Source organism: Marinobacter sp. LQ44, from assembly GCF_001447155.2.
In the GTDB taxonomy this organism is placed as follows: Bacteria; Pseudomonadota; Gammaproteobacteria; order Pseudomonadales; family Oleiphilaceae; genus Marinobacter.
In genome coordinates this window covers 1132810-1159348 of the sequence record NZ_CP014754.1, presented here as the reverse complement: position 1 = coordinate 1159348, position 26539 = coordinate 1132810, and the positions used below count along the sequence as shown (strand labels likewise).

Below are 26539 nucleotides of genomic sequence, written 5' to 3'. Positions count from 1 at the left end.
TGTACGGACCCGGCTTACGCCAGGTCCAGGAACATGAATTTCAGAACGAAGACGACGGCAATCACAGTCACGCTCCAGTTCAGGTCGGACCACTTGCCGGCCAGTGCCTTGACGGCAACGTAGGTAATGAAACCGAGGGCGATGCCGTGGGCGATGGAAAAGGTCAGCGGCATCATCAACGCGGTAACGATGGCGGGCGCGATGTCGGTGATGTCGTCCCAGTCCACCAGTTTCAGACCACTGGCCATCAGACAGGCAACGTAAAGCAACGCCGGGGCCGTTGCGTAAGGCGGGATCACGCTGGCAATGGGTGAGAATAGCAGGCAGGCCAGGAACAGCAGGGCGACCACGACGGCAGTCAGGCCGGTGCGGCCACCGGCCGCGATACCGGCGGTGGATTCCACATAACTGGTGGTGGTGGAGGTGCCCAGGGCAGAGCCCGCCATGGTTGCTACCGAATCCGACATCAGGGCCCGGCCCAGGCGCGGCAGTTTGCCGTCTTTATCCAGCAGGCCGCCTTTCTGGGCAGCGCCCACCAGGGTGCCGGAAGTATCGAACAGATCCACAAACAGGAAGGCAAACACCACGCTGATCATGCCCACGTTCAGGGCGCCGGCCAGGTCCAGTTGCATGAAGGTGGGGGCAATGCTTGGCGGCGCCGACACAAGCCCCTGGTATTCCACCATACCCAGCATCATCGCGATCACCGTAATGGCGATAATGCCGATCATCACAGAGCCGGTGATCTGACGGAAAGACAACGCGCAGATCAGCACAAAACCACCGAAGAACAGCAGTGCCTCGGGCACCATGACGTCACCCAGGCTGACCAGCGTGGCGGGGTGATCAACCACAATGCCGGCGTTCTTCAGGGCGATCAGGGCCAGGAAGAAGCCAATGCCGGCAGAAATGCCAAACCGCAAAGACATGGGAATGGAATTGATGATCCACTCCCGCACCTTGAAGATGCTCAACAGGAAGAACAGGAAACCGGACAGGAACACGGCTCCCAGAGCTACCTGCCAGGTATAGCCCATGCTGCCAACCACGGTGAACGAGAAGAACGCGTTCAGGCCCATACCCGGGGCCAGGGCGATGGGGTAGTTGGCCCATAGGCCCATTATCAGGGTGCCGATCACTGCCGCCAGGCAGGTCGCCACGAACACGGCACCAAAATCCATGCCGGTGGAAGACAACAGGCTGGGGTTGACCACGATGATGTAAGCCATGGTCAGGAAGGTGGTAATGCCCGCGACCACTTCTTTACGGACAGTAGTGCCGTGGGCCTGGAGTTGGAACAGTCGTTCAAGCATGACGGGGGTCTGCCTCTCGGGATGCCTGGGTTGGGGTTTGAAACTCTGTTTACGTGCGGAAATCGTGAACTGGGTGAAAAAACGGCAATCTTACCGGCTCACGGGGCTCAGGCCAAGGCCAAGGAATGATTGACCGTTCAGCCCGTGCTGTGATCTCGCTGTAGCCGGATATCGAAACGGACGGCCAGCATGCGTACGGTTACTATGAACAACAGGCCGATGGTCAGGGCGATAGACTCGCTTTCCAGGAACCACTGGCACACAAAGTACAGCCAGCATCCGGCGAATGCGATGGAGGCGTAGATCTGATCCTTACGAAAGATGAAGGGGACTTCGTTGCACAGAGTGTCGCGCAGTGCGCCGCCGAAGCAGCCCGTCATTACCCCGAGCATGGACGCGATAAACCAGGAATGGCCCAGATCCAGCGCCAGCTGGGCGCCGAGAATCGAGAAAATGCCGAGGCCAATGGCATCCGGGAAAACGATACGGGATTCCTTGAGGCTGTGCGCCCGGCTCCAGTAACTGAACACAATCGCCATGGCCAGAATCAGGATGGGCTGTTCCTGGTGCTTGATCCAGTACAGCGGGTGGTTATCCATGATCAGATCCCGCAACGTGCCACCGCCCAAGGCCGTTATAAAACCGATGGCGAAAATGCCCACGGGGTCCATGTTCTTCGAACGCGCGACAATCATGCCGGAAATGGCAAATGCCACAACCCCAATCATTTCAAGTGTATAGATGATGTCGAACATGGCCGGCTCTGGGGCAGAAAGTGTACGTAAGCAAAGGTGATCAAACGGGAGCGCGAAGGATAGCTGAAAACGGGCTCGAATTCACCTGACGACACCCCATGGTGCCGGGCCAGGATGAAGAACAGAGACAGGATGCAGAATTACCCGGGGAGTGATCTGTCAGCCCCTGGCAGGGCGTATGTTCACCGACCCCTGTTTTCATTGATCCGGAGTACACCATAAATGCCGCTGATTCGTCTTGCCTACGCCAGTGAAGCGACCTTTGAAGCCAAGCCCCTGGAGAAAGGAGTGGAGCCCCACGTTGCCCGTATTCTGCTTGTGTCTCGTCGGAACAACGGAAAAGTGGGCCTTGTGGGCGGTCTGTATTACGGTGACAACCGCTTTTTCCAATACCTGGAAGGCGAAGAAGAAGCCGTTCGGGACACTTACCAGAGAATTCTTCAGGACCCAAGGCATCGTAATGTCCGGACGTTGATCGAGGAGCCGGTGGCCGAGCGGTCGTTCACAAACTGGTCGATGAAGTACGTGCCGGCATCTGCAGATGTTCAGGCATTTCTTCAGAAGCACCACTTGCCAGAGTTCAATCCATCCGCTTTTGACAGCACCCAATGTGAAGAAATGATTGACCTGATCCGACGCTCCAGCCAGGACCAGAAGCTGGTCAACTACGATGAGCCGGTCCGCAGTAAATCGCCCGCCCCACAAACCCTGTCACCAGGCCTTAAAGCCGGTCTGGTTATTGCTGCGGTGGGGCTGGTGGTGGCGCTGGCGTTTAGCGCGACTCTGTTGTAAGGCTGAATTAGCGTGGTTTATGCGAAACGATAAGCGATCTTGATTTGCTTCATGATGCAACTGCGTTTAGCTTGGTGCGATTCAATAAAAAAGCTGAACAAGACGCCGCTTGAGCCCGAATACTGCAGTCACGCGGATCGGCCCCAAGGCATCAGGAGAGATCATGAAAGCCATTCTGTGCAAAGAATACGGACCAGCCGAAAACCTGGTTATTGAAGACATTCCAAGCCCGGAGGCCAAGGGCCGGGGCGTGAAAATCCGGGTCAAGGCCGCGGGCCTCAACTTCCCGGATACCCTGATCATCGAGGGCAAGTACCAGTTGCAGCCACCCATGCCGTTTTCACCGGGCGGCGAACTGGCGGGTGAAGTGATTGAAGTGGGCGAGAAAGTTACCCGCTTCAAGCCAGGCGACCGCGTGGCGGCTCTCACAGGTTGGGGTGCGTTTGCCGAGGAAGTCGTTGCCCCCGAATCGAATCTGCTGCCCCTTCCAGACGGCATGCCTTATGAGCAGGCGGCCGGTTTCATGATGGTGTATGGCACCTCCTATTACGCGTTGAAACAGCGGGCCAACATCCAGCCGGGTGAGACCCTGCTTGTGCTGGGCGCCAGTGGTGGCGTTGGTCTGGCTACGGTGGAACTTGGCAAGGCCATGGGCGCGAAGGTAATCGCGGCGGCCAGCACAGCCGAAAAGCTGGAGGTGGCCAAGGCCGCCGGTGCTGATGAGCTGATCAATTATTCTGAGGAATCCCTGAAGGAAGCGGTGAAGAAGCTCACCAAAGGCAAGGGCGTGGACGTGATCTATGACCCGGTCGGCGGCGATTTCACCGAACAGGCCCTGCGCTCCATGGCCTGGAACGGCCGCCATCTGATCATCGGTTTTGCGGCAGGCGATATTCCGAAGGTGCCGGCAAACCTGACGTTGCTGAAGGGCTGTTCGGTGGTCGGGGTGTTCTGGGGCAGCTTCACCCAGCGTGAGCCGGAGGCCAGTGCCCAGAACATGATGGAGCTGTTGCAGTTGTACAGCGAAGGCAAAATCGACCCGAAGGTCAGCGAGGTATTCGAATTCGACCAGTACGCCGAGGCTCTGGGTGCCCTGACTGGTCGCCGTGCCACGGGCAAGATCGTTCTTCGGGTTGGTTCCTGAACCTTGGTCTGAGCTGGTTTCCTAGCCTTCTGGTTCAGGTGTGCGCCGGGTTGGGGACGTCTTCCAAAAAAACGCTACAAGCACATCCATGTGCGCTTCGTTCGGGCCATCCCTGGCCCTCAAGATTTTTTGGAAGGGAGTCCCCACTCTCACCACCTCCGAAACCCAGCAGGCTGGTGCTAAACTAGCCCCCACCACAAAAAGTCAAAACCGAACTCCGCCAGAATCGATATCGGCCACCAACTCCGGCGTAAGCTGCGTATAACCGGATGATCCCGGAAGCCAGGCATAAACCTCCTCATGGGGACGGTCCAGCGAATAGCCAAGCTTCTGGATATCCACCTTCCGGTACTTGAACGTCCCCGTCTTCTCGATGGCGTGGGTTACCCGCACGAATACCGGTATCGCATACGGTGGCAAATTGTCCTGAAGGTAAGTAAACAGCTTATCGGCATCAAACTCCGCCTCCGGATTCTGCGGTACCAGTGTCACCATGCCCGCCTTGCCGTTGGTTTTCGGAATTTCCACACCATAGACAATCGCCTCCTGAACCATACCGGAGCCGTCGATGATGTTCTCCACCTCCGTGGTTGAAACATTCTCACCCTTCCAGCGGAAGGTATCGCCCATGCGGTCGACAAACTGCAGGTGCCGGCAGCCGATTTCTTTCAGCACGTCACCGGTATTGAACCAGGCATCGCCTTTTTTGAAGGCATCGCGAAGGATCGATTTTTCCGTGGCCTCTTTCTGGGTGTAGCCCTCGAACGCCCATTTCTTGTTGATCTCGCCGATCAGCAAACCCGGCTGGCCTTTCTTCACTTCTTGCAGGCGACCTTTGTCATTGCGGATCGGGTCGCGGGTGCCTTCGTGGTACTTCACCAGCTTGTACGGGGCTGTGGAGAAACCCACGGTGTTGTCCATGTTGAAGAAGTTGCTGAAGCCGATGTTGCCCTCAGACGAAGCGTACAGCTCCGCCACTTTGTCGATGCCGAAACGCTCCTTGAACTCGGTCCAGATGGACGGGCGCAGGCCATTTCCGATCATTTTGGTCAGGCCGTGGTTGCGGTCCTGCTCGCTGGCGGGCTGGTTCAGCAGGTAGCGGCAGAGTTCGCCGACATAGCCGAAGGTGGTGGCGTTGTATTTCCGAACATCGTCCCAGAACGCGCTGGCGGAGAACTTTCGGCGCAGGGCGATGGCGGAGCCGCCGGCCAGTACCGAGCCCCAGCACACCAGCAGCGCGGTGCCGTGATACAGGGGCAAGGTGCAGTACAGAACGTCTTCTGGCTCCATGGCCAGGGACAGCATGCCAAAGCCGCCATAGGCCCGGATAAACTTGCGGTGTGAGCCAGGGGCGGCCTTGGGCAAGCCAGTGGTGCCGGATGTGTACAGATAAACAGCCGTATCGCCCATGGTGACGTTGTTGGAGAGCATGGGACGGGTGGACGACCGCTGGCTGACTTCGAGCGCCATGTTGATGTAGCCCTGCGGTGCTTCACCAAACGTGTTCAGGGTATTGGCATCGGCCAGGTATTGCAGGGGCTTGGTATGGCGAAGTTGGATGTCGTCGCGCACGCCCTCGGCGTGGTCAACCAGCTCAGCGCCCACCACCAGCATACGAGGCTGGATCAGGTTGATGCTGTGGGCCAGGACTTTGCCCTTCTGCGAGGTATTCAGCATGGCGCAGGCCACGCCAACCTTGGCGGCGCCAACCACGGTGGCCAGCAGTTCCGGGCGGTTATCCAGCAGCACGGCAATGGCATCGCCCTTCACCAGCCCCTGGTCTTTCAGGTAGTGGGCAATCCGGTTGCTCCAGGCGTCGAGCTCTGACCAGGTAAGGGTACGATCATCGAACAGAATGGCCGGGCGATTGGGGTATTTGTCAGCGTTGCGTTCAACCAGCCGGCCCAGTGTCAGGTCTTTGTTATCGTCCTTCAACCGGTAGTAATAGAGCCCCTTGGCTACATAGGGAAATTTTTTCAGGACCGTTGGCAGGCTGCGTAGGATGTCGCGCGCGGTTACGATGTCTTGGCTCATGTTGCTTCCGTTTCAGTCGTCAATGTCTTTATGAGTTTTGAACCGCGGAGCAACACTCAAAGCCCCGCGGCTAATCCAGGAACAGATCCGGCAGTAGCGGTTTGTCGCCCTGGGCGTACCGGTAGTGTTCAAAATCTTCGACGCCATCCTGTCGAAGTACTTCTTCATCAATCAGCGCCTGCCCCGTCAGTTCATCTGCGGTGCGGGAGAGAATGCTAACCGCCGCATCCGCCATGATCTCCGGTTTGCGGCCCTGGGCCATGAGTTGCGGCCCGCCCACTTCGTACTCGATGGCCGCCGTGGCGATCAGCGTTTTTGGCCACAGGCAGTTCACGGCAATGCCGTAGCGGCGGAATTCCTCGGCCATACCCATGCTGAGCATGGTCATCCCATATTTTGTGGTGGTGTAAGGCCCGTATTGGGCAAACCACCGGGTGTTCAGGTTCAGTGGCGGCGACAGGCTCAGGATGTGGCCACCGGATTGCTTCAGCCAGGGCAGGGCAGCCTGGCTGCACGTGAACACCGCCCGGGCATTGACCTGGTGCATCAGGTCGTAGCGGCTTACCTTCAGGTTTTCGACACCAGTCAGCCGGATGGCGCCCGCGTTGTTCACCAGTACGTCGATGCCGCCGAACTGATCGGCGGCTTCTTCCATTCGTTGCCTTACCTGGCGTTCATCCCGCACGTCCAACACCAGCGGCAGCGCCTGGCCGCCTGCGTTGCGAATTTCCTCCGCCACGGTGTGGATGGTGCCCGGTAACTTCGCATGCGGTGTATCGGTCTTGGCGCCAATCACCACATTGGCCCCTTCCCGGGCGCAGGCCAGGGCGATGGCGCGGCCGATGCCCCGGCTTCCGCCGGTGATGAACACGGTGCGTTGATGGAGTCGGCTCATGCGTCGGCCTCCTCGTTTGCTTCTACCTGAACCAGCAGTTGGCCCCGTTTAACCTGATCACCCTGCCGGGCGAGCAATTGGCCGACGGTGCCGCTGCGATCGGCCTTCACCGGGTGCTCCATTTTCATGGCCTCCAGAATCACCAGAGTCTGGCCCTGTTCCACCTGATCCCCTTCGGCCACCAAAACATCAATGATGCCGCCATCCATGCTGGCCTGTACCTTGCCACTGCCAGCGCCTTGGGCACCCTGTGCCGGCTGGTGGGTGATGTCCCGAACTGACCAGGAGCGCCCGAATGCCTGCAAATATAGGGAATCTCCGCTCCGGTAGTATTGGCACCGCTGACGAACCCCATTGTCGATAATGCATAGCAGGCCAGGTTCCTGGCTTTGCAGTTGCAGCTCATAATGTTCTTCGCCGTGGGATACCTGCAGTGTGTGGCCGCTGTGGCGGACCAGCAGTTCCAGGCTGTCATCCTGAGTTTCCAGCTTCATGGGCATGACCGTGGCCGGGGCATTGCTCCAGCCTTCCTGACCTTTGCCGCTCAGGCTGAGAACGCAGGCGCTCAGGGCCCGTTCACGGATAGTGAGCCGCTGGGGCGCTAGGGATGGATCATTTTTGAACGCCTGTTGCAGGAAGGCGGTAGTGGCTTCACCGGCACCGAAGGTGTCGTCGGCAATAATGCGACTGAGGAAGTGCCGGTTGGTGGTCACACCAAATACGGCGGTATCTTCCAAGGCTCGGATCAGCCGGCGGCGAGCTTCGTCCCGGTTCTGGCCCCAGGCAATGACTTTCGCCAGCATGGGGTCGTAGTGGGGGCTGACCACATCGCCGGAGCGCACGCCGGTGTCGTAGCGCAAGCCGTCACCTTCGGCCGGGGTAAATTGATGCAAGGTGCCGGTTTGCGGGGTAAAGCCGCTGGCCGGGTCTTCGGCGTACAGGCGCACTTCGATGGCGTGGCCGTTGAGTTCAATCTCATCCTGCGCCAGCGGCAGCGGGCGGCCTTCGGCGACCATCAGCTGCCAGGCGACCAGGTCCTGACCAGTGATCAGTTCGGTGACCGGGTGTTCCACCTGCAGGCGGGTGTTCATTTCCAGGAAGTAGAAGTTGCGGTCTTTGTCGACCAGGAATTCCACGGTGCCGGCGCCTTCGTAACCGCAGGCCAGGGCGGCTTTGACGGCCGCTTCGCCCATGGCTTTGCGCAACTCAGGGGTAACAAAGGGTGAGGGCGCTTCTTCAACCACTTTCTGGTGCCGGCGCTGCACGGAGCAGTCCCGTTCGCCCAGGTACACGGCGTTGCCATGGCGATCGGCAAAGACCTGGATTTCCACGTGGCGAGGTTCGATGACGGCTTTTTCGATGATCAGTTCGTCGTCACCAAAGGCCTGTTTGGCTTCGGAGCGGGCCCGTTTGATGTTGTCGGCCAGCTCGTTTTCGCTCTCGACCAGGCGCATGCCCCGGCCGCCACCGCCGGCGGAGGCTTTGAGCATGAGGGGGTAGCCGATGTCTTTGGCGGCGGTGATGAGTTCATCGTCATTGGCATTGTTGCCCTCAAAGCCGGGGACGACGGGTACGCCAGCCTCTTGCATGGCGATTTTGGAGCGGCGTTTGCTGCCCATGAGTTCGATGGCGTTTTCGGGTGGGCCGACGAAGGTGAGGCCGACCTGTTTGATGGCTTTGGCGAAGCCGGAGTTTTCGGAGAGGAAGCCGTAGCCTGGGTGGATGCAGTCGGCTCCGGTTTTCTTTGCGGCATCGAGGATAGCGTCGGCGTTCAGGTAGGAGGCGGCCACTTGTGCTGGGCCTATGCAGACGGCTTCGTCGGCTTGTTCGACGTGCAGGGCGTTGGCGTCGGCTTCGGAGTAGACGGCAACGGTTCGGTAGCCCAACGCCTTGGCTGTCTGGATGACCCTGACGGCGATTTCGCCACGGTTTGCGATTAATAGTTTTTTTAGCATGCCCATTACCTACCTTATCTGCGAAGACCGCCAACTAATGGCGTCTGTCCGCACCACTGTCAGGGTGGTCCTCCGGAAAAACGCTACGAGCACATCCATGTGCGCTTCGCTCCGGCCATCCATGGCCTCCGAGATTTTCCGGAGGACCACCCTGACAGCGGCGCTCCCGCTGTCTTTGTGCTTGCCTGCTCAACTGGTATTGAACAGCGTGTATTTGTTGTCGTTGTTTTCAGCTCTCGGCCCACTTTGGTTCGCGCTTTTGCATGAACGCCATGGTGCCTTCCATCCCCTCTGGCCCCCGGATGGCCGCGGCGAATTTCTCGGCGGCGTCATCCAGTAGGCCGGCCATGGCTTCATGGCCCACCCGGTGCAGCAGGGCTTTGGTTTCTGCCGTGGCATTTGGGGCGCACAGGCGGACACGTTCCAGAGCCTGGTTGAGCATGTCGCTGAGTTGTTCTTCGGATTCTGCAACCTGGTGGACGATGCCGAGAGTGCAGGCTTCCGTTGCGTCGATTCTCAAACCCAGTAGCGCCAGCCGGCGGGCCTGGGTCAGGCCGATGCGTTCGACCACGAACGGGGCGATCTGGGCCGGGATTACGCCGAGGGTGGTTTCCGGCATGCCGAACTTGGCCGTCGGGCCGGCGATGGCGAGGTCAGAGACGCAGGCCAGGCCGAAGCCGCCGCCCATCACGGCGCCTTCGGTGATGGCGATGACGACTTTTGAGGATTCGTTGACCTGCTGGATCATCTGGCCGAAGGCGCGGTTGAGTTTGTAGAACGGGTCGTCGCGGCCTTCGCCGGCTTTCTGGCCCCGGGCACCGGCCATGTCTTTGATGTCGCCGCCGGCGCAGAAGTGTCCACCGGCCCCGCGGATGACGGCGGCGCGGATGCTGTCGTCATGTTCGACTTCGCTGAACACGGTGGACAGTTCCGCGACCATGTGGAGGCTCATGGCGTTGCGAACGTCGGGTCTGTTAATCGTAATGAGCAGCGTCGGGCCCTGTTTTTCAAGTATCAGGGTTTCGCATTGTGGTAGTTGGTATTCCATATAGGACTCCACGTAAAACGTTTGGGGCCATGAGGCGGGGTTCCCCTTCCGGGACCGTTGAGGGCCATGGACGGCCCGAAACGAGCCCACAGGGATGTGCTTGTAGGCGTGTCCCGGAAGGGGAACCCCGCCTCATGGCCTTCCGCCAAACTAAAAACTCAGTCGCGTTTCTTGCCAGGCAAGGTACCCATCAGCTTGCAGATGATGCCCAGCATGATTTCGTCGGCACCGCCGCCGATGGAGACCAGCCGCACATCGCGGTAAGCCCGTGACAGGGGGTTGTCCCACATGTAGCCGTTGCCACCCCAGAACTGCAGGCAAGCGTCCGTCACTTCGCGGCCTAAACGACCCGCTTTCAGCTTGGCCATAGATGCCAGCTTGGTAACATCCTTGCCCTCAACGTGCAGCTCACAGGCCTGATAGGTCAGCGCGCGCAGCGCTTCGATTTCGGTCTGTAACTCCGCCAGGCGGAAGTGAATGTACTGGTTGTCGATCAGCGGCTGGCCAAAGGTCTTGCGCTCGCGGCAGTATTCAATGGTCTGCGTGACACAGTTTTCCAGAGCCTTGATTACGTTGGCGGCCCCCCACATGCGCTCTTCCTGGAACTGGATCATCTGGCACATAAAACCCGTGCCTTCCGCACCGATGCGGTTGCGTTGGGGAATTCGCACGTCGTCCAGAAACACCTGGGCGGTTTCTGATGAGCGCATGCCCAGCTTGTTCAGGTGCGGGCTGAAGGTGATGCCCGGTGTGTTCATGGGCACGATCATCAGGGTTTTATTCTTGTGGGGTTTGTCGTCGCTGGTGTTGGCCAGCAGACACATGAAATCCGCTTTCGGGGAGTTGGTGATCCACATCTTGGAGCCGTTGATGACGTAGTCATCGCCGTCTTTCTTAGCCGTGGTTTTCAGGCCGGCCACATCGGAGCCTGCGCCCACTTCACTCACACCGATACAGCCCACCATGTCGCCAGCGATGGCCGGGGCCAGGAAATCCCGTTTCAGTTCGTCGGAACCGAAGCGGGCAATGGCCGGGGTGCACATGTCGGTTTGCACGCCGATGGCCAGCGGGACACCGCCGCACTTGGCCATGCCCAGTTCTTCAGCAGCCACGAGGTTGTAGCTGTAATCCAGACCCATGCCGCCGTATTCCTCCGGCTTCTGAATGCCCAGCAGGCCCAGGTTGCCGAGTTTCTTGAACAGGTCGTGAATGGGAAACTCGCCGGCTTCCTCCCATTCATCGCAGTGCGGATTGATTTCCTTTTCGACGAAATCGCGGACGGTCTTTCTGAGGGCTTCGTGTTCGGCTGTGAATTTCATTGTTGTGCTCCCGATAAATCAGTGTGGAAATCAGAAACGGGCGACGCCGTAAACGTTGGGTCGCAGTGATCGTTGTTCGGCTTCACGGCAAACGGAAAGCACCATGGCCAGGACACGGCGGGTATCCCTGGGGTCAATCAGGCCGTCGTCCCACAGGCGGGCGGTGCCGAACAGGGCGGTGGAGCCGTCTTCCAGCTTTTTGGCGGTCGCCTGTTCCAGGAACGACAGGGTCTTTTCGTCCGGCTCGATACCGCTTTTGCGTTGTTTTTCTTCAGCAACGATGCGCATGACTTTCCCGGCCTGTGCGGGGCCCATGACGGCGGTGCGGCTGTTGGGCCAGGCGAAGATGAACCTTGGATCCAGCCCCCGGCCGCACATGGCGTAGTTGCCGGCGCCGTAGGAACCGCCCACCACCACGGCGAGCTTTGGAACCCGGCAGTTGGCCACGGCCTGAATCATCTTGGACCCGTGTTTGATGATGCCATTCTGTTCGGAGTGGGTGCCGACCATGAATCCGGTGGTGTTATGCAGAAACAGGATAGGCGTGCCGGCCTGATCGCATAGCTGGATGAACTGCGCAGCTTTGGTGGAGCCGGCCGGCGTGATTGGGCCATTGTTGCCGATGATGCCAACTCTGTGACCTTGAATACGGATGGTGCCGCACACCGTCTGGCTGTCGTAGTCATTCTTGAAATCCAGGAATCGGGAGCCATCGGCGATGCGGGCGAGGATTTCGCGTACGTCGTAGGGCTTCTTGGCGTCGGAAGGAATCACCCCCAGCAGCTCGTCAGCCGGATACAGCGGCTCATCCCACTTGGGTTCCTGGCGCAGCGGCAGGTTTTCGTTCCAGGGCAGGGCGCCGAGAATTTCCCGGGCCTGGCGGATGCCATCGGCATCGTCTTCCGCCAGGTATTCGGCGGTGCCGGCAACCGTGGCGTGCATTTCTGCTCCACCCAGTTCTTCATCGGTGGCGACCTCGCCGGTCGCGGCTTTCAGCAGCGGCGGGCCGGCCAGGAACATCTTGGCCTGCTCGCGCACGGTGATCACATAATCCGACAGACCCGGTTGATAAGCACCACCGGCGGTGGCGTTGCCATGCACCACGGTTACTTGCGGAATTCCGGCTGCGGACATCCGCGCCTGGTTGGCAAATCCCCGGGCGCCAAGCACAAAAATATCGGTGGCGTAGTTCAGGTTGGCACCGCCGGATTCCGACAGCGACACCACCGGCAGCTTGTTCTCCATGGCAATTTGCTGAAGGCGCAGGGTCTTATCCAGACCGGCGGGAGTAATGGTTCCGCCTTTGATGGCGCTGTTGCTTGCGACCACCAGGCAACGGACTCCGGCTACCCGGCCAATGCCGGCAATAATCCCGCCACCGGCCATGGAACCGTCTTTGTCATCATGCATTTTGTAACCGGCCAGGGAGCACAGTTCCAGAAACTCACTGCCGCGGTCCAGCAACCGATTGATGCGATCCCGCGGCAGCAGCTTGCCCCGCCTGGTAAACTTCTCCCGGGCCGATTCCGCCAGGTCCAGCACCTTCTGCTCCACATCCCGGAAGGTGGTGATGTGCGCTTCCATGGCCTCCACGTTGGCCCGGAACTCGTCGGACTGGGGGCTTATTGTTGTTTCCAGTACCTGCATGGGAAATCCTCAGTCGTCACTCAACACTTTCGGCGTTACCGCCCGATGGAAACCGTTATAGGGCTCATTGTTCTTCGCCTTCGGCATCGGCCAAACACGCCCGCCCTGGGATGCCGCACCGTCAATCCGCAGACAATCGCCACTGATAAACGCCGCGCCCGGGCTAAGCAGGAAACAGATCGCCGAACTCACCTCCGATTCCGTACCCATCCGCTTGATCGGCACCGCATCCGCCAGGCTGCGAATCCACGACTTCATATGGGCCGGGTAGTTATCCATCCCGCTGGAGGCAATCCATCCCGGCGCTACCGCATTCACCCGAACCCCGGACGGCGCCCACTCAACTGCCGCCGTCTGGGTAAAGTTCACCATCCCGGCGCGGGCCGCGCCAGAGTGACCCATGCCAGGCATACCGCCCCACATATCCGCCACAATGTTCACAATCGAACCCCCGGTCTTACTCAAAGCCTGGGTATAGGCCTCCCGGGAAATCAAAAAACCACCGGTCAGATTCGTGCGAACTACGGTTTCCCAGCCCTTCTGGTTAATCCCCGTCAACGGAGACGCAAACTGCCCGCCGGCGTTGTTCACCACCCCGTTCAGCCCACCGTGGGTCTCGATAATCGCCTTCACCGTCGCCTTGACCGACTCCTCCTCACGGATATCGCAGGCATGGGCGCTGGCAATACCGCCGTCTTCCTCAATCTCGGCCTTAACCGCGTCTACCTTCTCCTGCTTACGACCCACCAGCGCAACCCGGGCACCAAGCGCCGCCAGTTCGTGAGCCGTGCAGCGGCCAATGCCGGAGCCACCGCCGGTGACAATAAACACCTGGCCTTCAAACAGGCCTGGGCGAAAAACAGATTGATAACTCATAAAAAACCCTTCTCAAAAGAAGCTGAATCCACGTAAAAAGTCGGAGCGCCCTGGTGGGGGAACGTCCTACAAAAATCTCGTAGGCCATGGATGGCCGGAGCGAAGCGCCACATGGATGTGCCGCAGGAGCGCTTTTTGTAGGACGTTCCCCCACCAGGGTGCCGGCACCCAAGTTCTGGGCCTGAGCTCCAAGCATGAAGCTTGCGCCGGAGAGTGATTAGAATGTTCATTGTGCTACCAGATTCGAAGGCACCGGCACAGGAAACTCCAATAGCTGCTGCGCAAACGCCTTACCCTGCGGATCAATCCGCAAACTGGCCACACCACCACCCCCAAGACTGTGCTCCAGCAAGAAATTGAACGCATGTAACCCAGGCAAAGACCAGCGAGTCACCCTGCCAGACTCCGGATTCAGCGTATGCGACATCCACTGCGCCACCGCCTGCTCAGTCAACGCCGCCTCAATATAAGGAACATACTCCGGATCCCGCGCAATCACCCCGATGTTGCTGTGATCGCCCTTATCCCCGGACCGCGCCCAAGCCAGCTTGATCAACGGCACCGTAGTATCCGCCGCCACCTCCATCCGAGAGTCCGGCTCAGCCGCCAGAGCACCTGGATCGAAACCACCCTCGGTTGCGACCACCACCTCAGACTTCTCGCCAGCCAAATCCACCGAAACCGCCACTTCCGATTTTGGTACCAGGCAAGAGAACAAACGAATCTTCGGCCACACCGTTGGCCGACCGCCGACAATACCGGTGATGCCAGGCGCCATACCGGTAGCGGCCTGGGCAATTTCCCTGGAAAACAGCACCAGCGCCTCTTTTTTCGGATGGGCCGTAGCAATCTTTACCACCACTTCCCGGCATTGGTCGCCCTTGCCATGGGTGCCGTAAGTGGTCTCGGTACCCAGCAACTCGATGCTGGTTTCGGAATAGTCCGGCAGGCCGCGCTCGGCAAACATGGCCGAGGTTTTGCCAAGAATCGCCTCTGCGACTTTCTGAGCCTTGGCGGGCGCGTTTATGCCAGCCAGCAAAAAGGTGACCGTGCACTTAAAGCCATCCGGCCAGGTGCCAGACACCTTGTAACTGTCGGTAGGTGGCAGCCCTTTGGCGCCGGAAACGCGAACCTGATCCTTACCGATTTCCTCAAGTGCCACCTGGGTGAAATCACAGGTAACGTCGGGCAGCAGATAGGCCCTTGGATCACCAATCTCATACACCAACTGCTCGCTTACCGTCCCCCGGCTGACCAGGCCGCCGGTGCCCTCAGGCTTGGTCATCACAAAGTCGCCGGAGGCGCTCACTTCCGCAATCGGGAAGCCCATATTGGCGTAGCCGTCAGCTACTTGTTCCCAGTCGGTAAAGTTGCCGCCGGTAGACTGGGCGCCACATTCCAGCAAGTGCCCGGCCAGGCTGCCCTGGGCCAGTTTGTCGTAGTCGTTCCAGCGCCAACCGAATTCATGCACCAGCGGCGCCAGCACCAGCGCACTGTCTGCTACCCGGCCGGTAATAATGATGTCGGCACCCTGTTCCAGAGCGGCCACCAGGCCGGGCGCACCCAGATAGGCGTTCAGGCTTACCATCATGGCGGGGAAGGGCTGGCCGGTGGCCATCTCGGTGATGCCGGCATCCGCCAGTTTCTTTTTCTTCATCAGCAGGTCGTCGCCCAGCACCAGGGCGATTTTCAGATCGACTCTCGCTTTTTCGCACAGCGCTTGTAACGCATCCCGGCAAGCCACCGGGTTCACGCCGCCGGCGTTGGCCAGCACCCGGATGCCTTTTTCTTTAATGTCGCCCAGCAAGGGCGCCATAACGGTTTCCACAAAATCCCGGGCATAGCCCTGGGTGGGGTCTTTCATCTTCTGGCCAGCCATGATCGACATGGTGATCTCGGCCAGATAATCGGCCACCAGATAATCGATGTTGCCCTGGTGCACCAGCTGGGCGGCTGCGGTTTCGGTATCACCCCAGAATGCGGCGGAGCAACCGATGCGGATGGTTTTGTTGGCGTGTGACATGTTCTTGGCCTTGTTGTGAAGCCCGCGTCGGCGGGAAGTTATCCAACGTTAAGAATGACAATACCAAGCAAGCGCTTGGTTTGTAAATAGACAAATCTCGGGTAGAATAAAAAGTCCCACCAAGACAACCGGATGGCCTTTGTGAACCAGAACCAGATTCTTCAGTCCCTGATTGCCGAACAGCTCGTTTCCGACCCCGCCAGTGCTCGCGGGCGCCTGTTAAAGGAAGCGGCGAGGTTATTTCGGGACAAGGGCTATGAGCGCACCACGGTGCGTGATCTGGCGGCAGCCGTCGGCATCCAGTCCGGTAGTCTGTTCCATCACTTCCGAACCAAAGAGGAAATCCTGAAAGCGGTGATGGTTGAGACCATCCGCCTCAATACCGCTTTGATGCAGGCGGCAGCCGACAGCGAGGAGTCCCCCCGGGGCAAACTTCGGGCTTTGGTGCGCAGTGAGCTGGAGTCTATTAATGGCCAGACCGGTGAAGCCATGGCGGTGCTGGTTTATGAGTGGCGCAGTCTCTCCGAGAGCTCTCAGGTGCAGGTGCTGGAATTGCGGGAGATCTACGAAGGGCTGTGGCTATCTGTTTTGGAGGAGCTTAACGAGCTTGGCCAGCTCAAGGCAGACCCCTTTATTGTAAGGCGGATGTTGACCGGAGCGCTGAGCTGGACGGTGACCTGGTACAAGCCCGAGCGCGGTGGACTGACGCTGGATGGGTTGACCGATCAAGTCATGGCAATGCTCGGATTGTAACAACAGGTTACATCTGGAACTTATTGTTTTATATCAATTAGTTTAAATTTTTTTGCTTTCCTTAGAGGCCATTGGCCCGATCGGCATATAATTTTCGGCATTCCAGCCATTCTTGTCTGACAAAAATCAAAGCATTCTTCGCGTCGTAGAGACCAGTTCCTCGGGAAACAGCCCGAATGTTGGCTGTGAAGGTTCTGGTTCACCGTTTGACGAAGCGAAAATGTGATAAAAAACTCGTCATCCCTTACTGACAAAAACAAAGCAAGACAGGGCAAATTATGTTCTACCCAGAGGTTTCCCTAGTGGGCCGTAGTGCGGCCCTGCTCAAACAGTTCGCACTTGCAGGACTGGCGATGGTCCTGGCCGGCTGCTCCGCCAACCCCATATATACGACAACGGGTATGGTGCTCTCCAGCTACGCAGAGTCTGAGGCAACACCTTATGTGCTGCAGATGTCGGACACTGAAATGGCGTGCGCGCTGGGTGAGGGTACGGATCCTCTCGTCTACTCCTTTTCTCGCGTAACCTCCGCGCCTGACAGCACCGGGTCATTGCTTATGCTGCTGGCCGGCAATTGCATGGAATACCGTGCCTGGAACGCAGAACTGGACTATCTCCGTGCCCAGTACAATGGCGATGTGCCCGCCGCAAAAGATGCCCGCGAGCGCGCCAAGCGACTTTATGCCACGACAGCCTCGCGCCGTTACAATGCCTATCTTCGGGCAATGGCAGCCTACGACTTCGATCCCGCTGCCGAGCCCATCGAGTGCCCTTTCCTGTTTACCGATCAGGACGAACTGACGTTTCTGTTGGGGCTTCTGACCGGTATGCAGGCCATCGTGAACGATTCCAACTCTGGTGCGCTTGCAGGCGTGCCTCGTAATATTGCGCCGAGGGCAGAGCGTGCTGCGCAATGTGTAGATAACGAAAAATGGGGCGGTTTGCCTAATGCTGTTCGCGCGCTGGTCTGGTTGCTGTTGCCTGATACCCGTCCCGAGCTGTCGCCTGACCCCTGGCAGGTGCTTGAGAACAGCTCCGAAATGGGCGTGAATGCGGGTATTCGGGCATCCCACGCGGTTCAGATCGTAGCTGCTGAAACCTTTGGGCGCCCTGATGTGCTCGCCGATGCGATTGCGCATTTCGCCGACGCCGATGACCGAATCGATGTTTGGGACGACTACCGATTGGTGGATGAAGTGGCGCGGACCATCGTTCAGTTCTCATCCGACAAGCACTGGACATCGGAATATGGCCACCGCACGCCGCGCAATTTCTTCGGCAAGATGAGTCCTGAGCGCGCGAGAAAGAATATTGAAACCATGGATCTGGACGGGTTGCTCTGAGGCAACCCTCCCATCCACGCCCTGTTTGATCGATAAACACAAGAATGACCCGGAGGTCGTCATGATCCGTAAATCCCTTGCCGCCCTGTCGTTGGCCGTTGCCGCTCCGTTGGCATCAGCCCAGGCAGTTTCCATGTGTGTGTTTGACGTTATCGGCGCTAACGGCGACGTATACAACCTGGTCAAAGACTACGCCCTGGAAATGAAAGCCCATGGAGTGGACTTTAACCTTCGCCCGTACACTGACGAAGGTGTTGCCGTTGGCGACTTTAACGCCGGACAGTGTGATGCCGTTGCCGCAACCGACATCCGGACTCGGCCGTTCAACAAGTTTACGGGCAGTATCAGTGCGGTTGGCGCTATTCCTACCTACGATGATCTGGAAATCTTGTTGGCCACACTGGCCCAGCCCCGGGCGGCATCTCTGATGAAGTCAGGCGGCTATGAGGTGCTGGCGATTGTGCCGGCGGGTGCGGGGTATTTGTTCGTCAACGACCGAAGCATCAACACCGCAAGCAAACTGGCCGGGAAGCGAATGGCCACCCTTGATTACCAGCGTGACGCCATTCATATGGTCAATCATGTGAAGGCAACGGTGGTGCCATCGGATATCACCAACTTCGCAGGCAAGTTCAATAATGGCTCCGTTGATACCGCGTATGCGCCAGCGTTCGCCTATGAAGCCCTCGAGTTATACAAGGGTATCGGTGATAAAGGCGGTATTGTTGACTACCCATTGGCCCAGTTGACTATCCAGATCATTGCCCGCGAAGGCATTCTGGATGATGACACTGCACAGAAATCCCGTGAAGTGGCCTGGGACATGTTCCCGCAGGCGATGAACCTGATTGAGAGCCAGGAAAAAGCGATCCCTGAAAAGCAATGGATTCGGATTCCAGACCAGGACATCACTGGCTATCAGGAGATGTTCCGTGAAAACCGTCTGGAAATGCGTGATGGCGTGAACGGTGCACCGAGTGTGTACGACCCTCGCATGATGAGCCTATTGAGCAAAATTCGCTGCGCCAGCAACCCGGGCGCGTCTGAGTGCACGGCTGACAACCGGGAATAATCGGAGAGAAAACACATGAACTGGCGCGCGATGACTGCCTCTGGTGCAAGGACACTCTACCCCGTACACAGGATACATGGGGTTATTCTACTACTTTTGCTCCTGTCAACTCTGCTGCTGGGCATGGGGAATTCCCTGCACTCCAGAATGTTATGGATTGGTGAGCAGGTATGGCCGAATTATTATCTGCTGAACCCGGATGCAACCGAACCCACCTGTAATATGTTCGTGGATGTGGATGCCGAGGTTGAGCGCAGGATTCAGGCGTACAAGCCTGATCCTGACGATTTGTTCAGCTCCCCACCAGACGCTGATGCGCTGAGGCAGTCTCTTCAGAGCAACGTGGCCCTGTGTGAGCAGCGCCACCTGATGTTCGCCGAGAACCAGAAACATGCCACTTGGGCACTGGGTGTCTACAAGAGCTTTGAGCAGGGTCTGGCTGGTTTTCTGCTGGATAACATTGAACTGACCAAGTACCTGTTCATCGCCATGTTTGCCATGGCTGCTGCGATCTCGGCGCTGGACGCGGACCACATTGCCCTGCGGCTGTCCCGCAACCGGTCGGAGTGGCGCTTGAGCCAGGGCGTTCAGTTTATCGTCAACGGTTTGATGGTGCTGTCCCTGAACGCCTATCTCGGGCGATTATCGACATCGCCGGGCACGGAAAGCACCATGATTTTGCAATACGCCTGGGCCGGTGTATTCGGAATGTTCATGGTGATCAACGCCATTCGCTTCTTCCACATACCCGAGCGCATGAAGCCCGGCAGCCTGAGCCTGTCATCGAGCCTGGTCATCCCGTTGTATTGCATGATGGGCTTGATCGCCATGTCGTACTTCTTCTTCGTGGATGGCTACACTTCGGGCCTGGCAATCTACTTCGGCATGATGGCGAACCTGTCTTCCATGTTCATCAACATTGGTCTTTATGTGTTGGTGGGCATGATGCTCAAGCAGACCCGGGTACCGGAATTGCTGCTGAACATCGTCAAGCCGTTCAACCTGCCAGCGCCTATGCTGGCCTCAGTGATTATTTTTGCCACCGCCTTCCCGACGGCGTTCACGGGTGCCTCCGGTATTTTTATTCTTGCCGTGGGTGGTGTGGTGTATGACGAACTGAGAAAAGCCGGCGCCGGGCGGCAGCTGTCCCTGGCGACCACCGCGATGTCGGGCAGTCTCGGGGTGGTGCTCAACCCGTGCTTGCTGATTGTAGTCATCGCAGCCCTGAACAAAGAAGTGACCACCTCTGAAATGTATGGTTGGGGCTTCTGGGTGTTCATTCTGTCTGCCAGCCTGTTCTCGTTCATCGTGTGCAAGACCGAAGGTAACTGGAAGCCCAAGCCGGCACCCGGGGCCTTCCGGCTAGCGCTGAAGCAACTGTTGCCACTGGTACCCTATGCACTGACTGCCGCTGCTGTGATCTTTGCAATCTGGGTGGTCCTGGGCCTGAAATTCAACGAGTACAGTGCGCCGATGATTTTGCCGTTGGTGATGCTCGCCCTGGTGGTGCTGGACTCCGGAAAGGAGAGTAAGGAACTTTCTGTTTCCAGAATGCAGACATTCTTTGAGCGCAGCAGCAATGCTGCCAGTGATTCAGCCGTTCACATCGGCGCGCTGCTGGCCCTGATCGGCTTCTCCATCTGCCTGGGCGGTATTCTGGAGCGCTCCGATATCGTCCATGCGATATTCCCGGAGACCCTGACCAGCCCCTGGATCGCCATGATGGTGATTGTGGTGATGCTGACGCTGATCGGCATGGTGATGGACCCGTTCGGTGCGGTGATTCTGGTATCGGCCACCATTGCCCAGCCGGCAATACAGATTGGGGTAGACCCGCTGCACTTCTGGATTGTGTGTCTGGTGGCGTTCGAGCTGGGCTACCTGAGCCCGCCGGTGGCCCTGAACCATCTATTGACGCGGCAGGTGGTTGGTGAGACCGAAGTGCTGGCGGCAGAGCGCACCGGTACCTTCTGGCACCGTTATCAGCGCCTGCTGTTGCCGCTGGCGGTGATGATACCCAGCTTGCTGCTGGTGGCCTTTGTGCCGATGCTGTTCTACGCCTTGTAGTTGGCGTGAAGTGTGAAAACCCGTGGAGTTCTGCTTCACGGGTTTTCTTGTTTTGGGCTTAACTTCGGCAAACGGAGCAGGTTGGAGGGGCTTTCTGAAACACGCTGTGAATACATCCCTGTACGCTCCGCTCCGCCATCCATGGCTCCGCAGGGTTTCAGAAAGCCCCTCCAACCTGCTCTTCCATCCTCGCGCTCAATTTGCCCGGGCCGGGAGTAAACGATTTTGGAACTTTTGACCTATAGTTTGCGTATGGATAAGGAAGTTCATAAAAAAGATAGGCAAAGAGGGTAATCGTGAAAAAAACATTGCCGCAGTATCTTGTGCTTTCGGGAGTGGTGTTGTTCGCAGGATGCGGTGGTGGTTCCGGAAGTTCTGAATCCCAGCCCCCGGCCATTGATCTTGGCCCTTTATCTGGTGTGATCAGTATCGAATCCGGTAGCCGGATTGATCAGGACACCATGGATCAGTTGCGGTTTGCCGGTGCCAGCCCTGCTTCGGGTGCCCAAACCCTGCCGGCCAGTTTTGTTCTTGCCGGGTTTGTCAGTTCGCGAAATGGTTCCTATCCGTTGCTGAACGGCCAATTGTTCAGTTACGCGGCTGACCCGGTAGATACCTACACCGTGCCGATGGGGCCGGGTGAAACGGTGATTCTGAGAAATTTTGGCGGCCGTGACGGAGATGCGGAACTTGAGTTGCGTGTTACCGCCGGAGGGATTCTCTACGGGGCAGATGGGACCGCGGCGGACAAGCCTTCCGTCAACGTGACCCTGGATAGCGGCGCCCCGGAAAGGAATTACTCTGTTGAGGTCAGTGTGGCCAGCGGAGGTGGCCCCGCTCGCTATGTTCTGGTCAAAGCCGCTGATGGCCAGCTCGATAGCGCCAGTCTTGATTGGCCGGACCATCCGTTCCTCCCCGGCCAGGCCATTGTTACGTTGGATGCAACCGACTCTGGAACCATGTCGTCGCTGGCGACCGGCATGGCCAATGCTGAGCGGCATCTGGGTGGTTCGGACTGGTTGATGCGGATGCCTGCCCAGGCGTCTTCCCGCGCTGTTAGTGCGACTCAGAGGCAGGCGGAAACCCTGTCCTGGGTTACCCAGCTTCGGCAGATGCCGGGTGTCAAAGACGCGGTGCCGAACTATCAGATGTCGAGCATGCAGAGCTCGCCGGTGGATGAGCCTCTGTACGGTTTGCAGTGGCATTACGACCTGATCAACGGGCCGGGCGCCTGGCAGTTGGCTCCTGCCGGTGGCGAGAGCGCCAGCGTCGCTGTTCTGGACAGCGGTTTGTTTAGCCCCAACGGAACGACTGCCTGGCATCCCGATCTTGACGCCAATGTGGATGGTGGCAGGGATTTTGTGGATAACGATTTCTATCCTGAGGATCCTGGTAGCAGCGTTGGCGCCAGTGTGTTTCACGGTACTCACGTTGCCGGAACGGTAGCTGCGGTGGTTAATGGTGAAGGCATTGGTGGGGTTGCTTTTGGGTCCACAATTGTTCCTGTCAGAGTTTTGGGGGAAGGTGGTACGGGTTCGTCTGCTCACCTCATTGATGCCATTCGATGGGTGACTGGTCAGGATGCTAATGGCACAGGAAGGCCGCTTGCAGGCGTAGTGAACTTGAGTCTCGGCGGTTTGCCTCGTATTCAAGCTTTGGAAGACGCCATTGCTTTCGGCGTAGGGCGAGGCATGATTTTCGTTGGTGCAGCCGGAAACTCAGCAACCTCAACGCAATCGTTCCCGGCGGCGTCGCCCAACGTGTTGGCGGTCAGTGCTGTAGATGCCGGTGGTCGACTGGCGTCTTATTCAAACTTTGGCAGCTGGATTGATCTGGCGGCGCCCGGGGGAGATGCCAGCCGGGATGGCAATAACGATGGCCGCGCCGATCTGATCTGGAGTACCAGTGCGGTGGGGCAGGCCGGTCAATTCGTTGCCAGTTATACGGGCTTGCAGGGTACGTCTATGGCCACACCTCATGTGTCTGGCGTCATGGCACTGCTGAAAGCCCAGAAAGACACACTTACCTACAGCGAGGTTCGAGCCCTTCTGGAAAGCGGCGAACTCACCGATTATCCGGGAAGCCGAAACGACCAGTTGGGTTATGGCGTTCTCGATGCCGCGAAGGCGCTTCAGGCAAATCTGGAAGGCAGCGTGACGATTCTGTCGCCGTCGCCGTCCCAGGTCTCGCTCAGCAATGAGGGAGCGACGAGTGCCACGGTGACCCTGAACCAGATTGGTGATGGCTCCATTTCCAACGTTGTCCTTACCGAAAACCTTGCCTGGCTCAGCTCAAACCAACCGACCCTTGAGAACGGGCGGTATGTATTCAATGTATCATTGGTGGAGTCGGAGATTGAGCCAGATACGGCTTACCGGGGTGATATCCGTGTGACCTATGACGATGGTGGAACTCAGCGCAGCCTGCGCATTCCCGTTATCGCCCAGCTCATCAGCGACGAACAGGCCCGCAACGCCGGCACCCACTTCGTCCTGCTGGTGGATACCACTCCGGATGATGACCGTTTCTACTGGGCCGAGGCCCAGGTTGCTGTGGAGGCCTCCAATGGCAGCTACGGTTTCCGCTTTGAATCCTGGGATGGAGAGGAGCCGCGCCGGCTCAATGAAGTCAGTCCGGGCGACTATTTTCTGGTGGCGGGCACGGATATTGATGGCGATGGCATCATCTGTCAGCCCGGTGAGGCCTGCGCGGAATACCCGATTTCCGGTTTGCGTGAGGTGATCACTATTGAGGAAGGCCAAAGCCTTTCCGATCTTCGAATGACCACCAGCTTTACCCGCCCCACAATTTCTGCGGAAACCCCGGACATCTTGCCCAGGCCGGGGTTTCAGGGTTACCGTTTGATCACGCCAGAGCGCGACAGCGCCCGCACTAACAGTGATAACCGACCCAGGATGACACAATGACAGATCGCATTCCCCGGCTGTTTGCCTTGCCGCTGGCAGCGGCGCTGATAACGGCTTGCAGTGCCACCGGCGGTGAAAACGCCGGCGTGCAGCCCCAGGTGCGCCAGGTAACCCAGTCCGCCCATTGTGGCCTGACCGGACCAGGCGTCGCGCACGTGCGGACCGGTTCGGAACTGGAGGCATTGCTGGATATTGGCGGGCAGAATATGGCAACCGGTATCATTCGCCAGGTTAATCTTGAGAAAGAGTCACTGGTGATTGTCACCCTGGGCCAGAAGCCTACTGCCGGTTATAGCGTTGGGCTTGAGTCTGCCACGGCGGACAGGAAAACCCTGAAACTGGCCATGAAGGTCAATTCGCCCGCACCGGACATGATGGTGGCGCAGGTGATTACCTCGCCCTGTGCGGTGCTTGCGGTAGCGGACAGGCAGTGGCAGCGCCTGGAAGTATCCGGGTTGTCTGAAACGCCGTTGTTGAAAGAGCTCGGAAACTGAAACCACTTGGCGTAGCCACAAAACAAACATTGATCTTTCAGCCCGAATCCCTAAGCTATGGCTCAGTTTTAACGACCACTTGCGGAGCCATGCCGTCACTATGAGCCAGCAACAATACAACGCCGATGCCATTGAAGTTCTGAGCGGTCTTGACCCGGTGCGAAAACGCCCAGGCATGTACACGGACACATCAAGGCCGAACCACCTGGCTCAGGAAGTCATCGATAACAGTGTGGACGAGGCGCTGGCCGGCCATGCCCGCCGGATTGATGTGATCCTGCACAGTGACAATTCGCTGAGTGTGGAAGACGATGGCCGCGGTATGCCCGTCGATATTCACAAGGAAGAGGGCGTTCCGGGGGTTGAGTTGATCCTCTCCCGCCTGCACGCCGGTGGTAAGTTTTCCGAGGGTAACTACAACTTCTCCGGCGGCTTGCACGGGGTGGGTGTGTCTGTGGTGAACGCCCTGTCTACCCATCTGGAAGTGACCATCCGTAGGGATGGACAGGTTCACCGGATGACCTTCGCCAACGGCGACAAGGCATCCGAGCTGGAGGTGATTGATACCGTCGGCAAGCGCAATACCGGTACCCGCCTGAAGTTCACCCCCGATCCGAAATACTTCGATAGCCCCAATTTCTCCGTCAGCCGTCTGCGGCATAACCTGCGGGCCAAGGCGGTGTTGTGTCCGGGCCTGACGGTGACATTTCTGCAGGAAAAAACCGGCGAGAAAGACGAATGGTTCTATGAGGACGGCTTGCGGGACTACCTGCGTACTGCCCTGGCAGACATCGAAGCCGTGCCGCTTGAGCCCTTCACCGGCAGTTTCTCCGGTAATAAGGAAGCGGTGGATTGGGCCATCCAGTGGCTGCCAGAGGGCGGCGATGCCGTCATGGAAAGCTACGTCAACCTGATTCCCACCGCCCAGGGCGGTACCCATGTGAATGGTTTGCGGACCGGCCTGCTGGAAGCCATGCGGGAATTCTGTGAGTTTCGTAGTCTGCTACCCCGGGGGGTCAAGCTGTCGCCCGAGGATATCTGGGAGCGGGTGGCCTATGTGCTGTCGTTCAAGATGCAGGAGCCGCAGTTCTCCGGCCAGACCAAAGAGCGGCTGTCGTCCCGTGAGGCAGCGGCGTTTGTCTCCGGCGTGGTGAAAGACGCCTTCAGCCTGTGGCTGAATCAGCACACCGATATTGCTGAAGCACTGGCTGAGCTGTTTATCAGCAATGCCCAGCGCCGGCTGCGGGCGAGCAAGAAGGTGGCCCGCAAAAAGGTGACCTCCGGCCCGGCGTTGCCCGGCAAACTGGCTGATTGCTCCGGTGCCGATACCACCCGTTCAGAACTGTTTTTGGTGGAGGGTGATTCGGCTGGCGGTTCCGCCAAGCAGGCCCGGGACCGGGAATTCCAGGCGGTGATGCCGCTGCGGGGCAAGATCCTGAATACCTGGGAAGTGGATTCCGGTGAAATCCTCGCCTCTCAGGAAGTCCACGACATTGCCGTGGCCATCGGTGTTGATCCTGGCTCAGAGGATTTTACCGGTTTGCGCTACAACAAGATCTGTATCCTGGCGGATGCCGACTCCGACGGCCTGCATATCGCCACTTTGCTGTGCGCGCTGTTCGTAAAGCACTTCCGTCCACTGGTTTCTGCTGGCCACGTATTTGTCGCCATGCCGCCGCTGTACCGGGTGGATCTGGGCAAGGAAACCTTCTATGCCCTGGATGAGCACGAGAAGCAGGGCATTATCGACCGTCTGGCGGCTGAGAAGCGCAAGGGCAAGGTTCAGGTAACCCGCTTCAAGGGCCTGGGTGAGATGAACCCCCTGCAATTGCGTGAAACCACCATGGCGCCTGACACTCGCCGCCTGGTGATGCTCACCCTGGAAGAGGGTGACGACACCGATGAGCGAATGGACATGTTGCTGGGCAAAAAGCGGGCTTCAGACCGTCGGGTTTGGCTGGAAGCCTACGGCAATATGGCGGATATCGCGGTTTGATATTCTCTGAAGTACTATAAAAATCATTACTTATTCTTTCTCAGAATTGATGAGGGCCGCTATCCTGCCAGTTTTCTAACCGGAAT

General features: G+C 58.3%; 19 protein-coding genes. 9 read left to right on the top strand and 10 right to left on the bottom strand.

All coding sequences use genetic code 11. The features are described from left to right. Window positions 1-14: 14 nt before the first annotated feature. Together ASQ50_RS05355 and ASQ50_RS05350 are read right to left on the bottom strand one after the other, a co-directional pair. Window positions 15-1313 carry an NCS2 family permease gene (locus ASQ50_RS05355; RefSeq protein WP_058092113.1) on the bottom strand — a complete coding sequence of 433 codons (1299 nt, stop codon included), beginning with the start codon at window positions 1311-1313 and terminating at the stop codon, window positions 15-17. 137 nt (window positions 1314-1450) lie between these two features. Continuing rightward, window positions 1451-2068, bottom strand: coding sequence for a trimeric intracellular cation channel family protein (locus ASQ50_RS05350; protein ID WP_058092112.1), 618 nt, complete (start codon window positions 2066-2068; stop codon window positions 1451-1453). A 222-nt stretch (window positions 2069-2290) separates the two neighbouring features. Between ASQ50_RS05350 and ASQ50_RS05345 the strand changes: the two genes are divergently transcribed. Both ASQ50_RS05345 and ASQ50_RS05340 read left to right on the top strand, forming a co-directional pair. After that, window positions 2291-2860 carry a BLUF domain-containing protein gene (locus ASQ50_RS05345; protein ID WP_058092111.1) on the top strand — a complete coding sequence of 190 codons (570 nt, stop codon included), beginning with the start codon at window positions 2291-2293 and terminating at the stop codon, window positions 2858-2860. A 163-nt stretch (window positions 2861-3023) separates the two neighbouring features. Continuing rightward, entirely contained in the window at window positions 3024-4004 is a 981-nt protein-coding gene (locus tag ASQ50_RS05340; protein ID WP_058092110.1) for an NADPH:quinone oxidoreductase family protein, read from the top strand. 204 nt (window positions 4005-4208) lie between these two features. On the opposite strand, the gene ASQ50_RS05335 is transcribed toward ASQ50_RS05340, so the two are convergent. The 8 genes from ASQ50_RS05335 to ASQ50_RS05300 all read right to left on the bottom strand — a co-directional run bounded on the left by ASQ50_RS05335 (window position 4209) and on the right by ASQ50_RS05300 (window position 15801). Continuing rightward, complete coding sequence (locus ASQ50_RS05335; RefSeq protein WP_058092109.1) at window positions 4209-6038, bottom strand: long-chain-acyl-CoA synthetase; 1830 nt, start codon at window positions 6036-6038, stop codon at window positions 4209-4211. A 70-nt stretch (window positions 6039-6108) separates the two neighbouring features. Beyond that, the gene (locus tag ASQ50_RS05330) at window positions 6109-6933 is read right to left on the bottom strand and encodes an SDR family oxidoreductase (protein WP_058092108.1); all 825 of its coding nucleotides are present in this window, start codon (window positions 6931-6933) and stop codon (window positions 6109-6111) included. Beyond that, entirely contained in the window at window positions 6930-8888 is a 1959-nt protein-coding gene (locus tag ASQ50_RS05325) for an acetyl/propionyl/methylcrotonyl-CoA carboxylase subunit alpha (RefSeq protein ID WP_082888537.1), read from the bottom strand. Before ASQ50_RS05325 ends, ASQ50_RS05330 begins: the two co-directional genes overlap by 4 nt. A 229-nt stretch (window positions 8889-9117) precedes the next feature. Then, on the bottom strand, window positions 9118-9936 hold the full coding sequence (locus ASQ50_RS05320; RefSeq protein ID WP_058092106.1) for an enoyl-CoA hydratase/isomerase family protein: 819 nt from the start codon (window positions 9934-9936) through the stop codon (window positions 9118-9120). A 158-nt stretch (window positions 9937-10094) separates the two neighbouring features. After that, window positions 10095-11255, bottom strand: a complete 1161-nt coding sequence (locus tag ASQ50_RS05315) for an acyl-CoA dehydrogenase family protein (protein WP_058092105.1) — start codon at window positions 11253-11255, stop codon at window positions 10095-10097. Window positions 11256-11285: 30 nt separating this feature from the next. Then, entirely contained in the window at window positions 11286-12902 is a 1617-nt protein-coding gene (locus tag ASQ50_RS05310; protein ID WP_058092104.1) for an acyl-CoA carboxylase subunit beta, read from the bottom strand. A 9-nt stretch (window positions 12903-12911) separates the two neighbouring features. Further along, window positions 12912-13778 carry an SDR family oxidoreductase gene (locus ASQ50_RS05305; RefSeq protein ID WP_058092103.1) on the bottom strand — a complete coding sequence of 289 codons (867 nt, stop codon included), beginning with the start codon at window positions 13776-13778 and terminating at the stop codon, window positions 12912-12914. Between the two features lie 226 nt (window positions 13779-14004). Next, window positions 14005-15801: an acyclic terpene utilization AtuA family protein gene (locus ASQ50_RS05300; RefSeq protein WP_058092102.1), complete on the bottom strand. Its 1797-nt coding sequence runs from the start codon at window positions 15799-15801 to the stop codon at window positions 14005-14007. Between the two features lie 132 nt (window positions 15802-15933). Between ASQ50_RS05300 and ASQ50_RS05295 the strand changes: the two genes are divergently transcribed. The 7 genes from ASQ50_RS05295 to parE all read left to right on the top strand — a co-directional run bounded on the left by ASQ50_RS05295 (window position 15934) and on the right by parE (window position 26453). After that, window positions 15934-16554: a TetR/AcrR family transcriptional regulator gene (locus tag ASQ50_RS05295; RefSeq protein WP_058092101.1), complete on the top strand. Its 621-nt coding sequence runs from the start codon at window positions 15934-15936 to the stop codon at window positions 16552-16554. 278 nt (window positions 16555-16832) lie between these two features. Further along, window positions 16833-17897 carry a hypothetical protein gene (locus ASQ50_RS05290; protein ID WP_058092100.1) on the top strand — a complete coding sequence of 355 codons (1065 nt, stop codon included), beginning with the start codon at window positions 16833-16835 and terminating at the stop codon, window positions 17895-17897. Between the two features lie 61 nt (window positions 17898-17958). After that, a complete protein-coding gene (locus ASQ50_RS05285; RefSeq protein ID WP_058092099.1) occupies window positions 17959-18969 on the top strand; it encodes a putative solute-binding protein in 1011 nt (336 codons plus the stop codon). Window positions 18970-18984: 15 nt separating this feature from the next. Beyond that, on the top strand, window positions 18985-21036 hold the full coding sequence (locus ASQ50_RS05280) for a TRAP transporter large permease subunit (RefSeq protein WP_058092098.1): 2052 nt from the start codon (window positions 18985-18987) through the stop codon (window positions 21034-21036). A gap of 296 nt (window positions 21037-21332) precedes the next feature. Further along, window positions 21333-23963, top strand: a complete 2631-nt coding sequence (locus tag ASQ50_RS05275; RefSeq protein WP_058092097.1) for a S8 family serine peptidase — start codon at window positions 21333-21335, stop codon at window positions 23961-23963. Next, a complete protein-coding gene (locus ASQ50_RS05270; protein ID WP_058092096.1) occupies window positions 23960-24457 on the top strand; it encodes a protease complex subunit PrcB family protein in 498 nt (165 codons plus the stop codon). Before ASQ50_RS05275 ends, ASQ50_RS05270 begins: the two co-directional genes overlap by 4 nt. A gap of 100 nt (window positions 24458-24557) precedes the next feature. Beyond that, window positions 24558-26453, top strand: coding sequence for a DNA topoisomerase IV subunit B (gene parE, locus ASQ50_RS05265; protein WP_058092095.1), 1896 nt, complete (start codon window positions 24558-24560; stop codon window positions 26451-26453). The last annotated feature ends 86 nt before the right edge of the window (window positions 26454-26539 follow it).